Consider the following 14289-nt stretch of genomic DNA (forward strand, 5'->3'; position numbering starts at 1 on the left):
CCTAAACCCCCTCCGCCCTCAGGCGGGTTCAGGACGCTCGATCACGAACCGGGAGCAAGGAAAACAACGGGTTGGGCGTTTTCGATAGGCGGATTACACATTAACTTGCAGCGCAGCAATTGGGGTTTTGGGAGCCGAGGTTCATCACAACGGGCACAATGGCACACAACGAACACGACGGGGCCGGAGGGGTGGCGGCTTCCGTCAGAGGCGCACCAGATTGATGGCGGGCAAGGGCCCGCAAAGGCGAAGCGGGGCCGGGTCCCGTCGTGCCCGTTGTGCCCTTCGTGGTGGTCGTTGTGATGAACCCGCGCCGGGGGCGTGGTCCGCACCGCTGGCCCCGGGATGACGAAGGGGGGCGGCGTCGGGGGAACGCAGCCGTCCGCCGGCGTGTTCTCTCCGGGTCGGGGGCTGAGGGAGAGACGCGATGCGACACCTGTTGACCATGACGGCGCTGGGCGCCTGCGGCCTCGTGATGGCCGGCTGCGCCAGCACCGATAACTACGCCTCGGCCTGCGAACGCGACTATGCGGAGAACCGCAACCGGGCCATGGCGGCCGGGACCGCGCTGGGCGCCGCCATCGGCGCGGCCGTGGCGGGTCCAGAAGATCGGGAAACCGGCGCGGCCATCGGCGCGGCGGCCGGCTATCTGGCCGGACGCGAACTGTCGAAGGAAGAGGATCCGTGCGGCTACGGCTTCGGCGGTTACAACCGCGACTATCGCTATGGCCGCGAGCGGGTCTACTGGCGCGACGGCGGCCGGCGCTGGTGAGGGAACGGACGGCGGCGCGGACGGTTTGTCCGGTCTGACCCTGGAGGAACCGATGCGCTCTATGATCACCGTTCTGGCCGCCGCCGCCCTGGCCGCGTCCGCCGCCGCCTGCAGCAATCCGCAGTCGGCGCCCGAACCGGCCAACGAGACCGTGGCCGAGGCCATGCCCGAGACGCCTGACCGCAGCGACACCGCCGCCGACGAACGCGCGGCCGGGGTGGAGACGCCGGGCGTCGAGCCGCAGCCGGAACCGGCGCCGGCCTACTGAGGCGTTTGCTGTTTTCGTGTGTGGGTGTCGCCGCCCGCGGGTGCGGGTCGGCGGGGGTCTGAGTTGTCGCTGCTGCGTGTGATGAAACGGAACTGGCCGTTCGTGGCGGTGGTCGTTCAGCTGGTGTTGATCGCCGCGCTGACGGGCTGGTTGGCGGCGGATGTGATCTTCCCGGACGGGGCCCTCTCAGCCCGTTGAGGTGGCGCGCGAGGGGCCGCGCCGCCGCGGGTCGGTCCGGAGTTTCCTCCTCTATCGGGGCGGGGAGCGATGGCCGGCACGCACCGGCGATATCGTTTGGACAGGTCGGCGAAGTAGAGGTCGAGAGTCCGAACATGGCCGCGCGCGGTCTATTGGCGCGACAACGGCCGGCGCGGGCAGTCCGCCGGCCGAGGCCGCGGGGTCAGGGCAGGTCGCGGACCGGGCCGCTGCGTGCCTCGGCGAGGCGACGGACCCGCTGGACGAGCTGGTCGGGCCGGAACGGCTTGGCCAGATAGTCGGACGCGCCACCGGCGAGGGCCCGACGAACATCGGCCTCGCCCCGCATCGCCGTCAGCATCAGGATCGGGATCCGGCGGTGGCGGGATGCCGAGCGCAGATGCTTGAGAACCGCGAAACCGTCCAGAACGGGCATCATGGCGTCGAGAATGATCAGATCGGGCGCGTAGATGTCGGCCTTCGCGACGGCCTCGTCGCCGTCCTCGGCCGCGGTGACCCGGAAGCCTTCAGCCTCGAGGGTTTGCCGCAGCAAAGCCGCCAGATGGCGATCATCCTCGGCGATCAGAACGTGCAGTGGCTTCATGGGCTTCTCGGGCGCGCCTTTGGCCGCCGTCTGTCCGGCATCCGCGGCCGGGGTGGTGAAAGCAGGTCTCGAAGTGTCAGCCCAGGCGGTGAGCTCGGGTGTAGTCGTCAATCCAGGTCAGGTTCGGCTGTTCCAGCAGATCGCAGATCATCTCCGACAGCGTGTCGGGCTGGACCGGCTTGCAGATGTAACCTGATGCGCCGGCCTTCTTGGCGGCGATAATGTCCTCGGTCCTGTGCGACGCCGTCAGCACCAGAATCCGCACTGATCCCCAGCCCTTGGCTGCCCGCAACAGACGCAGGACCTCGAGCCCGGACAGATCCGGCAGACCCAAATCCAGCAAGATGAGATCCGGTGGGAATTCGGCCAGCTGCGCAAGCGCCTCGGCGCCGGTCGGGACCAGCCTGGCGGTGCGGCCCGTGCTGCGCACCAGGGTTTCGGCCAAGGCCCCCATGAAGGGATCATCCTCGACAATCAGAACCCGGCCGCTCATGGCTCCACCACCGCGGTGGTGACGGGATCGGGTCGACGGCCGGCGCGAACCAGCCGCCCCAGCACGTCGACGAGCGTGGGGCCCTGGACCGGCTTTTCGAGCCAGGCGGCCCCGAGGGCCCGGGTCCGTTTGCGCTGCTCATCAGAGGTCCACGCGGTGACGACGACGACGGGGATGCCGGCGGTCCGCGGATCGTTGCGCAGTTGGGCCAGAACCTCCTCGCCGGAGAGGTCGGGCATGGCGAAGTCGAGAACGATAGCGTCGGGCTTCACGGACCGGGCCCGGGCGAGTCCCTCGGCGCCGCCGCCGGCCAGGTCGACGATCCAGCCGGCCGAGGCGAAATGAATCTCGGTCAGCTGCCGCATGAAGGGATCGTCGTCGATCACAAGGATTCGCGCCCGGTCGGTCATCCTGCTCACCGTGTCCGTCATGCCGCCAACCGATTCCATTGATCCAGCAATGGCTTGCCGCAACGGGGTTTGGCAAGCTCAGCCTTGGCGCCGACGTCGGCGGCCTGACCGGAACCGGCGAGGGTGTCGACGCCCTTCGAGCCAGACCTGGCCGGTCGATCTGCCGGGTGTTCAGGCAATGGCGGACCGGGGTTTTGTGTAATTGGCGGGAATGAAAGTACAGACCTGCATCAAGCGTCTTCCTGACACGAGAAAATCGCCCGTTGTAGCTGGCTCACCAGGCTAGCGATCCGATCGGGCGAGCCGTTTCGTTCGGCGCCGATTCTGGTTGCGGACTCCAGCTCGAAGGCGGCCGTGGACACGGCGTCGAACCCGAAACTGCCCGCCGTTCCGGCAATGGAATGGGCCAGGGAAGCGATGGAGGTGCGCCGCTCGGGCTCAGCCCGTTCGAGGAGGGCGGTGAATTGTCCGGCCAGGTCGCCCAGATGAACGCGATAGCGGGCGCCCAACTCGGCAATGGGATCGGAGGCCGGCGGGGCCGGATCCCAACCGCCGCCCCGGACCCGGTCGAGAACGTCGGCAAGCGATTCGCGCTGAATCGGCTTGGCCAGATGGTCGTCCATGCCGGCGGCCCGGCAGTCGGCGATCTGTTCGGACATGACGTTCGCGGTCAGGGCGACGACCGGCACGGTCGCGGCGGCCCCGCCGAGTTCGCGGATGGCCCGGGTGGCCTTGAGCCCGTCCATTCCGGGCATCTGGACGTCCATCAGGATGAGATCGAAGCGGGGATCGTCCGCCAGAATGTCCAGGGCACGTTCGCCCGAGCGAGCTCCAACCACGTCGTGACCCTCGGACTGCAGGATCAGGGTGATGAGCTCGACGTTGGTGTCGACGTCGTCGACGGCCAGAATCCGCAACGCCCGGGGCGGATTGGCGGGCGCCCCGGCGGGCTGGACGGGAAGTTCCGGGGCGGTGGTCACCTCCGCCGGCAGGGTGAAGCGCGCGATCGTGCCCTTGCCGGGCTTGCTCTCCAGCTCGACATCGCCGCCCATCAGACGGGCGAGGTTCCGGCTGATCGAAAGGCCGAGGCCTGTGCCGCCGAACTGTCGGCCGATACTGGCGTCGGCCTGGGTGAAGCCCTGAAACAACCGGAGCAGGTCCTCGGGCGCGATGCCGATGCCGGTATCGGTCACCCGCAGTTCGAGCCGGGCGCCCGAAAAGTCGACATCGAGCCGAACCTCGCCCTCTTCGGTGAATTTGGCGGCGTTGCCGAGCAGGTTGAACAGCACCTGCCGGGTCCGCTGCTCGTCGCCGATGATCCAGCGCGGTGCGTCAGCGGGATAGACCAGGGTGAAGGTGAGGGGCTTTTCCGTGCCCCGGCGGGCGAGCTGGATGACGTCGTCGGTCAGGGCGTGAAGATCGAAGCCGCGGCGGGCGACCGTCATCTTGCCGGCCTCGACCTTGGACAGGTCGAGAATGTCGTCGATGAGCGCCGACAGGCCGCGGCCGGCGGAGCGGATGCGGCTGACGAAACGGGCCTGCTCCCCGGTCAGTTCGGTGCCGGCCAGCAGATCGGTGAAGCCCAACACCCCGTTGAGCGGCGTACGGATCTCGTGGCTCATATTGGCGAGAAACTCGGCCTTGGCCCGGACCGCACTCTCGGCCGCGGCGCGGGCCTCGGCGAGGGCGGCCTCGCGCTCGTGCCGGTCGGTCACGTCGCGCACGGAATCGTTGATCTCGATGATCCGCCCCGCCTTATCGCGCTGGAACCGGGGACGGGCCTCGAGCCAGCGCACCTCGCCGGAGCTGGTCAGGGCGCGATACTCCACGGTGAAGGACTCATGGGCGGTCGATGCGCGAATGAACTCGGCGGCGACGCGGGCGTGGTCTTCCGGCAGGATGATCTCATAGGGCTCCCGCCCGATCAGATCTTCCGGCAGGTAGCCGAGCATTTCCGTGATCGAGGGGGAGACATAGCGAAAGGCCCCGTCGGGGCTGTAGGTGGCGATGACGTCGCTGGCGTTCTCCGCCAGCAGTCGGTAGCGTCGCTCGCTTTCGCGGATGACCGTTTCGGCGTTGTGCTGGTCGGTGATGTCCTGGAAGACGCCGAACATGGCCACCGGCTTGCCGGACCCGTCACGGATGCATTCGGCCTTGGCCGAGGTGTGGCGAATCTCCCCGCGCGTGTTGCGTATCCTGAGTTTGAACTCATAGCCCTCGCCCGTGGCGATGGCGCGGTCGACGAGGGCGGTCAGAACCGGACGGTCTTCCTCGACATAGAAGGTCTGCAGCACTTCATAGGGTGGTACCGGTTCGTCACTCGGCAGACCGTGGATGCGGAACACCTCATCCGACCAGGTGACCTTTCCGGTTATGAAGTCGAATTTCCAGTGGCCGACCTGGGACATGGTGGCCGCGAATTCGAGCAGGCGGCGCTGTTCGGCGAACTCCGCCCGCGCCCGGGTGAGTTCGAGTTGATCGACAACCAGCCGGGCGAGGGACTGCAGATGACCGATCTCCGCCGCGGAGGGCTGGGGTCGCGGCTCGGTGTCGATGACGCAGAGGGTGCCGAGATTGCAGCCTTCGGCGGTGGTCAGAACAGCGCCGCAGTAGAAGCGGATGAACGGGTCCCCGGTGACCAGGGGGTTGTCGGCGAATCGGGGATCCGCCCTGGCGTCCTCGACAACCAGGACCGCATGGTCCTCGAGGCGAATAGCGTGATCGCAGAAAGCGAACTCCCGCGGGGTCTCGCTGACACCCAGACCGATGCAGGACTTGAACCATTGCCGTTCGGTGTCGATCAGGGACACCAGGGCGATCGGGGCCTGGAACTGGGCGGCGGCCATGGCCGAGATGCGGTCGAAGCGATCCTCTGCGCTTGTGTCCAGGGCCTGATAGCCCTGGAGGGCGGCCAGTCGTTCGGCTTCTGATGTCGTCGCCATGATCTCTCCCGCTCAGGCCAGATGCGCAGGAAATGGCGAAGTCTTGGTTACTGCGGGCGGGGCTGGTGAACGGTCCCGGCGCGGGTGCGCAGGCGCAGCAGTTCGCTCCAGTGATCGGCCATGACCAGCAGGGCCTGACGGCGCTGATCATCGGGCTCCGGCACCGCCGACCGGACGAGCCGGGCGATCATTTGGCGACAGAGTTGGGCTGAAACAGGCTGTGTCATGCGAGGGTAACCCGTGGAAAACGGGACAGTTTCAGCGTGACTGGAAAATGACGAGGACGCAGGGGGCCCGGACCGGGCCATGATCGTCCCCTACCCGAACCGCCGCCGGTGGTCGGCGCTGAGCAGGGTGGAGCGGATGAAGTCGGCGGGGGGGTCGGTTTCGGCCAGCACGGCTTCCTTGATGGCGCGGGGCTCGCCGAACAGGTGGCCCTGGCCGACGGAGATGTCGAGCTCGAGGATGTCGACGATCTGGCGCTCGGTCTCGCATTTCTCGGCGATCAGCTCGATGCCGTAGCGGCGGGTGACGCCGGCGAAATCGGCGGCCGAGATGTCGCGCAGGGCCGGCAGGGCCGAGGCGGAGTCCGTGTCGAGCAGGGTCTCGATCAGCAGGTCGGCGCCGACCTTCATGAACTTGACGTCCGACCTCTGAAGATCCGCGAAGTCGAGGTCGAGAGTCTGGACCTTGTCGATCGAGAAGCGGAAGCCGAGGTCGGCCAGCTTGGCCATGTTGCGGGCCTCGACCGCGCCGCGGGCGTCGAAGGTGGCCTGACCCAGTTCGAAGATCAGGGCCTGGTTGAGGTCGCGGTTCTCGCTGAGGAAGTCGAGGAACTGGGGGAAGAAGGTCTCGTCGCCGAGCGAGGTCAGGGCGACGTTGCAGAAGACGCCGACCTTGCGGTCCTGTTTGGCCAGGCGGCGGACGATCTGGGCGCAGCGGAACAGCAGCAGGTTGTCGATGGCCGGGACCAGACCCTCGCCCTCGGCCACCGACAGGTATTCGGCCGGCATCATGACGCGGTCGTCGGCGGCGCGCAGGCGGGTGAAGCTCTCGTAGAAGATGGTCCGGCGCTGGGGCAGGGAAACGATCGGCTGCAGGTAGAGGTCGACGCGGTTCTCGCTGAGCGCCTCGTGGATGGTCTGCAGCAGGACGTTCGACTGTTCCCGGTGGCGGGCCTCGAAGGTGTTGGTCGGGGCCGGCTGGGAGATGCGCTGGTCGATCGACTCGCTCATCTGCTGGATCAGCGATTCCAGCATGCGGACCTCGCCGGACAACTGTTCGGTCGAGGACAGGGCGCCGGTCTCGATGGCCTGGGCCAGTTCGGTCAGAGCGCCCTGGGTGGACTCCATGGCGTCGGCGAGCAGGCGGTGGGCGTCGCGGACCTGATCGATCTCTTTCTTGAGGGCGAGGCGCTCGGCCTTGCCGGAAATGCCGATGTGGACGGCGGCGAGCAGGCCGAGTGTGGCGATGGCTGCGGCGACCCCCGCCCCGGCCCCGAGGCCCGAGCGCCATACGAAGGCGCCCGCCGTCAGAGACAGGAACAGGTAGCAGAAGAACAGGAAGCCTTGAGTGAGGGCGCGCATGGAAACGGTTGTTCCGCCTTCCCGGATGGAATCGCCCGAGTATCGGGGTATCACGTCGGTTCGCCTAGGGTTCGTGCACGGATTCTCCCCAAGCTTCGAGGTAAACGATGCAATTGTTCGATCTGACCGGCCAGGTCGCGGTCATCACCGGCTCGTCGCGGGGCATCGGCAAGGCCATCGCCGAGCGTATGGCCGAACACGGGGCCAAGGTGGTGATCAGTTCGCGCAAGCCCGGGCCGTGCGACGAGGTGGCCAGCGAGATCAACGCCAAGCACGGTGAAGGCCGGGCCATCGCCGTGCCGGCCAACATCGCCTCGAAGGAGGATCTGCAGCGGCTGGTCGACGACACCAATGCGGCGTTCGGCCAGATCGACATTCTGGTCTGCAACGCGGCGACCAATCCCTATGCCGGGCCGATGGCGGGGATCAATGACGAGCAGTTCGGCAAGATTTTGCAGAACAATGTGGTCTCCAATCACTGGCTGATCCAGATGGTCGCGCCGCAGATGCTGGAGCGGAAGGCCGGATCGGTGATCATCGTGTCGTCGATCGGCGGGCTGCGCGGCAACGCCCTGATCGGGGCCTACAACATCTCCAAGGCGGCCGACATGCAGCTGGCGCGCAATCTGGCGGTGGAGTGGGGGCCGTCGAACGTGCGGGTCAACTGCATCGCCCCGGGCCTCGTGCAGACCGATTTCGCCCGGTATCTGTGGGAGAACCCGGAGCTGCTGAAACAGGTTACCGACCCGGCCCCGCTGAAGCGGATCGGCCAGCCGGACGAGATCGCCGGGGCGGCGGTCTATCTGGCGGCACCGGCGTCGGCCTATATGACCGGCCAGACGCTGGTGGTGGACGGCGGGATCACCATTGCCTGGTGACGACAGCGGGCGCGCCGGCTTCCGTCAGGATATGATCTGGCGGCTGGAGGCGGTGGCGTTCGCCGGCTTCATCGGCTTCATGCGGCTGCTGGGGGTCGAGCGGGCGTCGGGGCTGGGCGGACGGCTGCTGCGCGCCCTGGGCCCGAAGACGGGGACGCAGAAGACGGTGATGCGCAATCTGCGCATCGCCTTCCCCGACATGCCGCAGGCCGAGCGCGAGGCGCTGGCGCTGGCGCAATGGGAACAGACCGGGCGCGCCTTCGCCGAGACGGCGGTGATGGACATTCTGGTCAAGCAGAACCGCATCGAGGTGGTCGGGATGGAGCGACTGCACGCCATCCGCGACAGCGGCCGGCCGGTGGTCTTCGTCGGCGGGCATTTCGCCAATATCGAGACGCTGGCGGCGACCATCGTCGGCGCGGGCGTGCCGTGCCAGATCACCTATCGCGCGGCCAACAACCCGTATGTCGACGCCCAGATCCGGGCCGCCCGGGCGCGCTACGGCGTCAGACTGTTCGCGCCGAAGGGCGGCGACGGGGCGCGGGAGCTGCTGGCCGGGATGGCGCGCGGCGAGTCGGTGGCCCTGATGAACGACCAGAAATTCTCGGAGGGGCCGGAGGTCGAGTTCTTCGGTCAGCCGGTCAATGCGGCGCCCGGGCCGAGCCGGCTGGCGCTGCGCTTCGGCACGGTGCTGCAGCCGATGTCGGTGGTGCGGCTGCCGGGGGTGCGGTTCCGGCTGACCGTCTATGAGCCGATCGAGCTGGAGAAGACCGGCGACCGTCAGGCCGACATCGCGCGCGGGGTGCAGGCGATCACCAGCTTCATCGAGGATCGGGTTCGCGAGAGCCCGGTCGACTGGTTCTGGGTGCACAAACGGTGGCCCGACCGGGTCTATGCGGCGCTGAAGGCGGACAAGGCCTAGGCCCGGGCGGCGGCCTCGGTCGCCGGTTCGCGGTCGGCGTCGGTGGCGCGGCGGAACGGGCCCCGGAACTGGGGCCGGGACACGCGACGGCGGTCGGGGCCGAAATAGCCGTCGGTTTTGACGAAGGGGCGGGGCTTCCAGATCACCGACTGGATGCGGTCGAGAACGGCCTTGGCGGTGATCGGCTTGACGACGAATTCGGTGACGCCGGCGTCACGCGCCGCGTAGACGCGCTGCTTGCCCGAGTGGCCGGTCATCATGATGATCGGCAGATAGGGATTGGCGCTGTCGGGGCTGTTGCGGACCAGGCGGGTGAACTCGACGCCGTCCAGCGGGAACATGTTGTAGTCGACGATGGCCAGGTCGATGGCGTGGTCGCGCAGCATCTGCAGACCGGTTCCGCCGTCGCCCGCCTCCAGCACCTTGCGGATGCCGGCGCATTGCAACACCGCCGAGGCGATGGTTCGCATATGCGGGTTGTCGTCGATGAGCAGGATTTGAAGCGCGGCTAGCGAAGGCATGGCGGATGCCCCTGTCAGGGGCGCCTGTGGTGAAGGAATGCCGGGAGTCTAGGGGTCGAAACCTTACCCGTCCATGACCGACCGGCGTTCTCGGGCCGGCGTAATCGCTTACTCCCGCTCAGGTTCTGGTCAGCAGCGACGGGTCCATGTTCCGGTTGCGCCATTTCATGCGCCAGCACAGGTGAGGGCCGGTGGCGCGGCCTGTCATGCCGACCCGGCCGAGCGAATCACCCCGACGTACGTCCTGCCCGGCGCGCACGTCGAGGCGCGACTGGTGCAGGTAGGCGGTGATCAGGCCCTGGCCATGATCGATCAGCACCAGACCGCCTTCGAAGTGCAGACCGGGCTCGGCCAGGGTGACGCGTCCGGCGGCGGGGGCGCGGATCACGGTCCCGGCCGGCACGGCGAGGTCGATGCCGTAGTGGGGCCGGGCCGGCGTGCCGTTGAGGACGCGCTGGGCCCCCCAGCGGCTGCTGACGCGGAAGCCGGTGACGGGCCAGTCGAAGCCGTCGTGGAAATGGTCCGCGTCGAGGCGGCTGGCGAAGCCCTCGGTCTTGAGCTCAACCTCGCGGGCGATGCGCGCCAGCAGGGCGGGATCGGACGGCGTCACCGTGGAGGACGGCAGGCCGTCGACGCGGGTGACCGGGAAGTCGCCCGGCGCGATGTCGAGCGTGCGGCCCGCGGAGCGCCCGTCGAGACGGGCCTCGATCCGGACGCTGGACGGCGCGTCGCGGTCGAAACCGACGATGAACCGGCCGCTGGACGAGGCGGCGGCGAGGGCCTCGCCGTCGACGAAGATCAGGGCCCGCGGCCAGGTGCGTCCGAGCGCGTGGCCGCCCTGGACGAAGCGGCCGGTGAGGTCGAGGTCCCCGGCGGCGCGGGCCCGCGCGGGGCCGGTGGCGGCCAGCGCCGCGGCTCCGACGAGGAGGGCGCGGCGGTCGGGAATCATCGCGCGGCCATCCGCTGCAGCGCCTCGCCGGGGCCGGCGTAGGCTTCCTGATGCTGCGCGGACCAGTAGCGCAAAATCTCGAGCGGGATCGGTTTGCCGCTGACGGCGCAGGCGACGAAGCGGCCGGCCTTGAGCACGACGAACTCGCCGTCGGTGAAATGGAGGGTGGCGGGTCCGGCGTCGGTCTCGGTCATGGCGTCAGCCTAGCCGGTTAGCCGGTCGAGTCGAATCTCCGATGGACTGGCGGTCCGGCTTACAAGGGAGGGTTCTTCACAACGGACACAACAAAGGCACGAAGGACACGACGGGGCCGGAGGACTGTTCGCGCCCGTCAGGGCGCGCCGTGACGATGAATGTGGGCCTGACGGCCCGCAGGAGGCGAGGCTGCCGGGGTCCCATCGTGTTCGTTGTGAATCCGTCGTGGCCGTTGTGATGAACCAAGTCCGGGCCCGGAAAGTCAGGCCCCGTCAGAACAGGTCGCCCTGGCCGGGCGGCGGGACCCTGGGCTTCGGGGCGGGCTTCGGGGCGGGCTTCGGGCGCGGGGCGGGCGGGGCGTCGCCGTCGACATGAGCCCCGCGGGCGCCGTCGGCGAAGACGAGGCGGACCGCCTGGCCCGGCTGGAGGGCGGCGGCGGCGGCGATCATGGCGCCGTCCGCGCTCTCGACGCGGGCGAAGCCGGGCTTGGGCGTTGCCGGGTTCAGGCTGGACAGGGCGCGGACGAGGGCGGCGAGCCGCGCGCCCTCCTGATCGAGACGGCGCTCCATCGTCGGAGCGTAGCGGGCGGCGGTCGCGCCGAGCCGGTCCCGGCGGCGTTCCAACGCCCGGTCGAGCACGCCGCGCGACAGCCGGCCGGCGACACTGATCAGCCGGCGCTCGTGCACGGCGGTGTTGCGGTGCAGGGCCGAGCCAAGGCGGCTGCCGGCGTGATCGAGGCGCTGGCGGGGCAGGGCCAGCAGGTCCTCGGGCCGGACGGGCAGGCCGCGCTCGACGGCGCGCAGCCGGGTGCGGCGCTCCTCGATCAGGCGGCCGCCGGCGCGGACCAGACGGCGGTCGAGGTCGAGCACGGCGGCGCGCAGGTCGGCCAGCACCGGGGTGGCGATCTCGGCCGCGCCGGTCGGGGTCGGGGCGCGGCGGTCCGAGACGAAGTCGATCAGGGTGGTGTCGGTCTCGTGTCCGACGGCCGAGATGATCGGGATGCGGGCGGCGGCGACCGCGCGGGCCAGCCCCTCGTCGTTGAAGCACCACAGATCCTCGACCGAGCCGCCGCCGCGCGCGACGATCAGCAGGTCGGGACGGGGGATCGGGCCGCCGGGCGTCAGGGCGTCGAAGCCGCGGATGGCGTTGGACACCTGGCCGCAGGCGGCGTCGCCCTGGACCACCACGGGCCAGACGATGACGCGGCACGGCCAGCGCTCGGCGATGCGGTGCAGGATGTCGCGGATCACCGCCCCGGTCGGGCTGGTGATGACGCCGATGACGACGGGGAAGGTCGGGATCGGCTGTTTGCGGGCCGGATCGAACAGGCCCTCGCCCTGCAGCCTGACCTTGAGCCGTTCGAGCTGGGCCAGCAGGGCGCCGGCGCCGGCGGCCTCCATGGTCTCGATGACGATCTGGTAGGACGAGCGGGCCGGATAGGAGGTGATCTTGCCGGTGACGATGACCTCGAGCCCGAGCTCGGGCTGGACGCCGAGACCGCGCGCCTGACCCTTCCACACCACGCCGTCGATACAGGCCTTGTCGTCCTTGAGGGTCAGATAGACGTGGCCCGAGGCATGGCGGGTGACCTTGGAGATCTCGCCGCGCAGCCGGACATGGCCGAAGCGGTCCTCGAGCGTCCGCTTCAGCGCGAACGACAGCTCGGAGATCGACAGGGGCGGATTGTTGTCGCGGGGCGCCGCCGGTTCGTCGGCCGGGCCCCCGAAGACGTAGGAGTCGTCGCTCATGCGGGGGAGACTAGCGGGGGGAAGGCGCGGGAGCGAGGGGGTGAAACGCAGCCGATGGCCGGGCAGCGGTGATCGCTCCCCGTCAGCCCGCCCTCCGGTAATGCAGGGCGACCGCGCCGTTGCGGAGCGGCGTCGCCGAGATCAGTTCGAGCCGCCGTGTGTCGGGCAGGCCGCCCTGGTGAAGGGTCGGGCCGTGGCCGGCGATGCGGGGGTGGAGGAGGAAGCGGTATTCGTCGATCAGATCCATCCGGTCCAGCGCGGTCGCCAGCTTTCCGCTGCCGAGGAGGACGCCGGCCGGGGTCGCGTCCTTGAGCCGCTGCACGCCCGCGCGCAGATCGCCGGCGAGGTGGTTACTGTTGGTCCACGGGAAGGCGGTGCGCGTCGACGACACGACGTATTTCGGCTTGGCCTCCAGCTTGACCGCCCATTCGCGGATCGCGGGCGGCGCATCGATGTCGCCGCGCGCGACGGCGGGCCAATAGCTCTCCATCATCTCGTAGGTGACGCGGCCCCAGAGCATCGGCCCGTGCTCGTCCATCAGGCGGGTGAAGAAGGCGTGGGTCTCGTCGTCGGCGATACCCTCCTCGTGGTCGACGCAGCCGTCGAGGGTGAGGTTGAGGCTGAAGGTCAGGAGTCCCATTGGGCGAGCCTAGGTCACCGTCACTCATCGAGGCAAACCAGAGGGAGGACATGCCGGCGCGCGAAGGTCGCCCATCGCGTGCGGCCGCATGGTAGGAGATCGCCGGACACCGTTGAGCGAATCCTTCCGCATGACCGACCTGAGGGCGATCGTCGCCGAGATCACCGAAGAGATGGCGGCGGCCCCGGATCGGGGACGGCCGGCGAGCTATATTCCGCCGCTGGCGCGGGTCGACGTCGGCCAGTTCGGCATGGCGGTGGTGACGGCGGACGGGGACGTGTTCACCGGCGGTGCGGCCGACGAGGCCTTCTCGGTGCAGAGCGTGTCCAAGGTCTTCGCCCTGACGATGGCGCTGGGCCGGGTCGGGGATCAGCTGTGGGACCGCGTCGGGCGCGAGCCGTCGGGCAGCGCCTTCAACTCGATCGTCCAGCTGGAGTCGGAAAGGGGCATCCCGCGCAATCCCTTCATCAACGCCGGGGCGATCGTGGTGGCGGATGTGAACCTGGGCCGGGGACGGCCGAGGGAGTCGGTCGGCGAACTGGTGCGCTTCATCCGCTCCCTCGCCGACGACGACAGCATCGCGGTCGACGCCGAGGTGGCCCGCAGCGAATCCGAGACCGGCTTCCGCAATGTGGCGCTGGCCAACTACATGAAGTCGTTCGGTAATCTGCGCGGTCCGGTCGAGGATGTGCTGGCGCTGTATTTTGGCCAGTGCGCGGTGGCGATGAGTTGCCGGCAACTGGCCATGGCCGGCCGCTACCTGATGGCCGGCGGCGTCAATCCGGTCGGGGGCCACCGCGTCGTCTCGGCGGCGCGGGCGCGGCGGATTAATGCGCTGATGCTGACCTGCGGCCACTATGACGCCAGCGGCGACTTCGCCTTCCGCGTCGGCCTGCCGGGCAAGTCGGGAGTGGGCGGCGGGATTCTGGCCGTGGCCCCGGGCCGGGCCTCGATCGCCGTCTGGTCGCCGGGCCTGAATGCGCAGGGCAACTCCCAACTCGGCACCCTGGCGCTGGAGCGGCTGGCGATGCGCACCGGCTGGTCGGTGTTCGGCCGGATGAACGCCTCGCCAGGTTGAAGGCTGACCCGGCGGATTTGTACGGAACCGGACCCGGCCTGAGCGCGTTGGGTGCAAACCTGAGGGGATGAGTCGAGGCTGCCAGAGA

At 69.0% G+C, this 14289-nt stretch carries 17 protein-coding genes; 6 read left to right on the forward strand and 11 right to left on the reverse strand.

Translation table 11 applies throughout. The features are described 5' to 3' along the window. The first annotated feature begins 427 nt into the window (after positions 1 to 427). The 3 genes from HNQ67_RS11620 (at position 428) to HNQ67_RS13780 (ending at position 1238) form a co-directional block, all read left to right on the forward strand. On the forward strand, positions 428 to 772 hold the full coding sequence (locus HNQ67_RS11620; RefSeq protein ID WP_183255634.1) for a glycine zipper 2TM domain-containing protein: 345 nt from the start codon (positions 428 to 430) through the stop codon (positions 770 to 772). 52 nt (positions 773 to 824) lie between these two features. Further along, positions 825 to 1040, forward strand: a complete 216-nt coding sequence (locus tag HNQ67_RS11625; protein WP_183255636.1) for a hypothetical protein — start codon at positions 825 to 827, stop codon at positions 1038 to 1040. Between the two features lie 63 nt (positions 1041 to 1103). After that, complete coding sequence (locus HNQ67_RS13780) at positions 1104 to 1238, forward strand: hypothetical protein (RefSeq protein ID WP_281380696.1); 135 nt, start codon at positions 1104 to 1106, stop codon at positions 1236 to 1238. Positions 1239 to 1440: 202 nt separating this feature from the next. Here HNQ67_RS13780 and HNQ67_RS11630 read toward each other — a convergent pair whose 3' ends face one another. The 6 genes from HNQ67_RS11630 to tipF form a co-directional block, all read right to left on the reverse strand. Continuing rightward, positions 1441 to 1839: a response regulator transcription factor gene (locus HNQ67_RS11630; RefSeq protein ID WP_183255638.1), complete on the reverse strand. Its 399-nt coding sequence runs from the start codon at positions 1837 to 1839 to the stop codon at positions 1441 to 1443. 76 nt (positions 1840 to 1915) lie between these two features. Next, entirely contained in the window at positions 1916 to 2332 is a 417-nt protein-coding gene (locus tag HNQ67_RS11635) for a response regulator (protein ID WP_183255640.1), read from the reverse strand. Then, positions 2329 to 2742, reverse strand: coding sequence for a response regulator (locus tag HNQ67_RS11640; protein ID WP_246347590.1), 414 nt, complete (start codon positions 2740 to 2742; stop codon positions 2329 to 2331). The genes HNQ67_RS11635 and HNQ67_RS11640 overlap by 4 nt, the downstream gene beginning before the upstream one ends. 230 nt (positions 2743 to 2972) lie before the next feature. After that, entirely contained in the window at positions 2973 to 5684 is a 2712-nt protein-coding gene (locus HNQ67_RS11645) for a PAS domain-containing protein (protein WP_183255644.1), read from the reverse strand. 47 nt (positions 5685 to 5731) lie between these two features. Then, positions 5732 to 5875: a hypothetical protein gene (locus HNQ67_RS11650; RefSeq protein WP_183255646.1), complete on the reverse strand. Its 144-nt coding sequence runs from the start codon at positions 5873 to 5875 to the stop codon at positions 5732 to 5734. A 126-nt stretch (positions 5876 to 6001) separates the two neighbouring features. Beyond that, positions 6002 to 7270, reverse strand: coding sequence for a flagella assembly cyclic-di-GMP phosphodiesterase TipF (gene tipF, locus HNQ67_RS11655; protein WP_183255648.1), 1269 nt, complete (start codon positions 7268 to 7270; stop codon positions 6002 to 6004). A gap of 107 nt (positions 7271 to 7377) precedes the next feature. Here tipF and HNQ67_RS11660 point away from each other — a divergent pair, with 107 nt between their 5' ends. Continuing rightward, entirely contained in the window at positions 7378 to 8148 is a 771-nt protein-coding gene (locus HNQ67_RS11660; protein ID WP_183255650.1) for an SDR family NAD(P)-dependent oxidoreductase, read from the forward strand. A gap of 31 nt (positions 8149 to 8179) precedes the next feature. Beyond that, positions 8180 to 9070 carry a lysophospholipid acyltransferase family protein gene (locus tag HNQ67_RS11665; protein ID WP_183255652.1) on the forward strand — a complete coding sequence of 297 codons (891 nt, stop codon included), beginning with the start codon at positions 8180 to 8182 and terminating at the stop codon, positions 9068 to 9070. On the opposite strand, the gene HNQ67_RS11670 is transcribed toward HNQ67_RS11665, so the two are convergent. From HNQ67_RS11670 to HNQ67_RS11690, 5 genes are all read right to left on the reverse strand, one after another. Next, positions 9067 to 9591 carry a response regulator gene (locus HNQ67_RS11670; protein WP_183255654.1) on the reverse strand — a complete coding sequence of 175 codons (525 nt, stop codon included), beginning with the start codon at positions 9589 to 9591 and terminating at the stop codon, positions 9067 to 9069. The two genes, HNQ67_RS11665 and HNQ67_RS11670, sit on opposite strands and share 4 nt — an antisense overlap. 118 nt (positions 9592 to 9709) lie before the next feature. After that, complete coding sequence (locus HNQ67_RS11675; RefSeq protein WP_183255656.1) at positions 9710 to 10540, reverse strand: M23 family metallopeptidase; 831 nt, start codon at positions 10538 to 10540, stop codon at positions 9710 to 9712. Next, on the reverse strand, positions 10537 to 10734 hold the full coding sequence (locus HNQ67_RS11680) for a DUF2093 domain-containing protein (protein WP_183255658.1): 198 nt from the start codon (positions 10732 to 10734) through the stop codon (positions 10537 to 10539). The genes HNQ67_RS11675 and HNQ67_RS11680 overlap by 4 nt, the downstream gene beginning before the upstream one ends. Before the next feature lie 273 nt (positions 10735 to 11007). Further along, complete coding sequence (gene xseA, locus HNQ67_RS11685) at positions 11008 to 12483, reverse strand: exodeoxyribonuclease VII large subunit (RefSeq protein WP_183255660.1); 1476 nt, start codon at positions 12481 to 12483, stop codon at positions 11008 to 11010. Positions 12484 to 12565: 82 nt separating this feature from the next. Then, positions 12566 to 13123 carry a dihydrofolate reductase family protein gene (locus tag HNQ67_RS11690; RefSeq protein WP_183255662.1) on the reverse strand — a complete coding sequence of 186 codons (558 nt, stop codon included), beginning with the start codon at positions 13121 to 13123 and terminating at the stop codon, positions 12566 to 12568. A gap of 112 nt (positions 13124 to 13235) precedes the next feature. Between HNQ67_RS11690 and HNQ67_RS11695 the strand changes: the two genes are divergently transcribed. After that, the gene (locus HNQ67_RS11695; RefSeq protein WP_246347585.1) at positions 13236 to 14201 is read left to right on the forward strand and encodes a glutaminase; all 966 of its coding nucleotides are present in this window, start codon (positions 13236 to 13238) and stop codon (positions 14199 to 14201) included. Positions 14202 to 14289 lie beyond the last annotated feature (88 nt).

Source organism: Brevundimonas basaltis (genome assembly GCF_014202075.1).
In the GTDB taxonomy this organism is placed as follows: Bacteria; Pseudomonadota; Alphaproteobacteria; order Caulobacterales; family Caulobacteraceae; genus Brevundimonas; species Brevundimonas basaltis.

Coding starts and splice junctions, on each gene's coding strand:
- HNQ67_RS11620 (WP_183255634.1), top strand. CDS start 428: ATGCGACACCTGTTGACCATGACGGCGCTGGGCGCCTGCGGCCTCGTG.
- HNQ67_RS11625 (WP_183255636.1), top strand. CDS start 825: ATGCGCTCTATGATCACCGTTCTGGCCGCCGCCGCCCTGGCCGCGTCC.
- HNQ67_RS11630 (WP_183255638.1), bottom strand. CDS start 1,839: ATGAAGCCACTGCACGTTCTGATCGCCGAGGATGATCGCCATCTGGCG.
- HNQ67_RS11635 (WP_183255640.1), bottom strand. CDS start 2,332: ATGAGCGGCCGGGTTCTGATTGTCGAGGATGATCCCTTCATGGGGGCC.
- HNQ67_RS11640 (WP_246347590.1), bottom strand. CDS start 2,742: ATGACCGACCGGGCGCGAATCCTTGTGATCGACGACGATCCCTTCATG.
- HNQ67_RS11645 (WP_183255644.1), bottom strand. CDS start 5,684: ATGGCGACGACATCAGAAGCCGAACGACTGGCCGCCCTCCAGGGCTAT.
- HNQ67_RS11650 (WP_183255646.1), bottom strand. CDS start 5,875: ATGATCGCCCGGCTCGTCCGGTCGGCGGTGCCGGAGCCCGATGATCAG.
- tipF (WP_183255648.1), bottom strand. CDS start 7,270: ATGCGCGCCCTCACTCAAGGCTTCCTGTTCTTCTGCTACCTGTTCCTG.
- HNQ67_RS11660 (WP_183255650.1), top strand. CDS start 7,378: ATGCAATTGTTCGATCTGACCGGCCAGGTCGCGGTCATCACCGGCTCG.
- HNQ67_RS11665 (WP_183255652.1), top strand. CDS start 8,180: ATGATCTGGCGGCTGGAGGCGGTGGCGTTCGCCGGCTTCATCGGCTTC.
- HNQ67_RS11670 (WP_183255654.1), bottom strand. CDS start 9,591: ATGCCTTCGCTAGCCGCGCTTCAAATCCTGCTCATCGACGACAACCCG.
- HNQ67_RS11675 (WP_183255656.1), bottom strand. CDS start 10,540: ATGATTCCCGACCGCCGCGCCCTCCTCGTCGGAGCCGCGGCGCTGGCC.
- HNQ67_RS11680 (WP_183255658.1), bottom strand. CDS start 10,734: ATGACCGAGACCGACGCCGGACCCGCCACCCTCCATTTCACCGACGGC.
- xseA (WP_183255660.1), bottom strand. CDS start 12,483: ATGAGCGACGACTCCTACGTCTTCGGGGGCCCGGCCGACGAACCGGCG.
- HNQ67_RS11690 (WP_183255662.1), bottom strand. CDS start 13,123: ATGGGACTCCTGACCTTCAGCCTCAACCTCACCCTCGACGGCTGCGTC.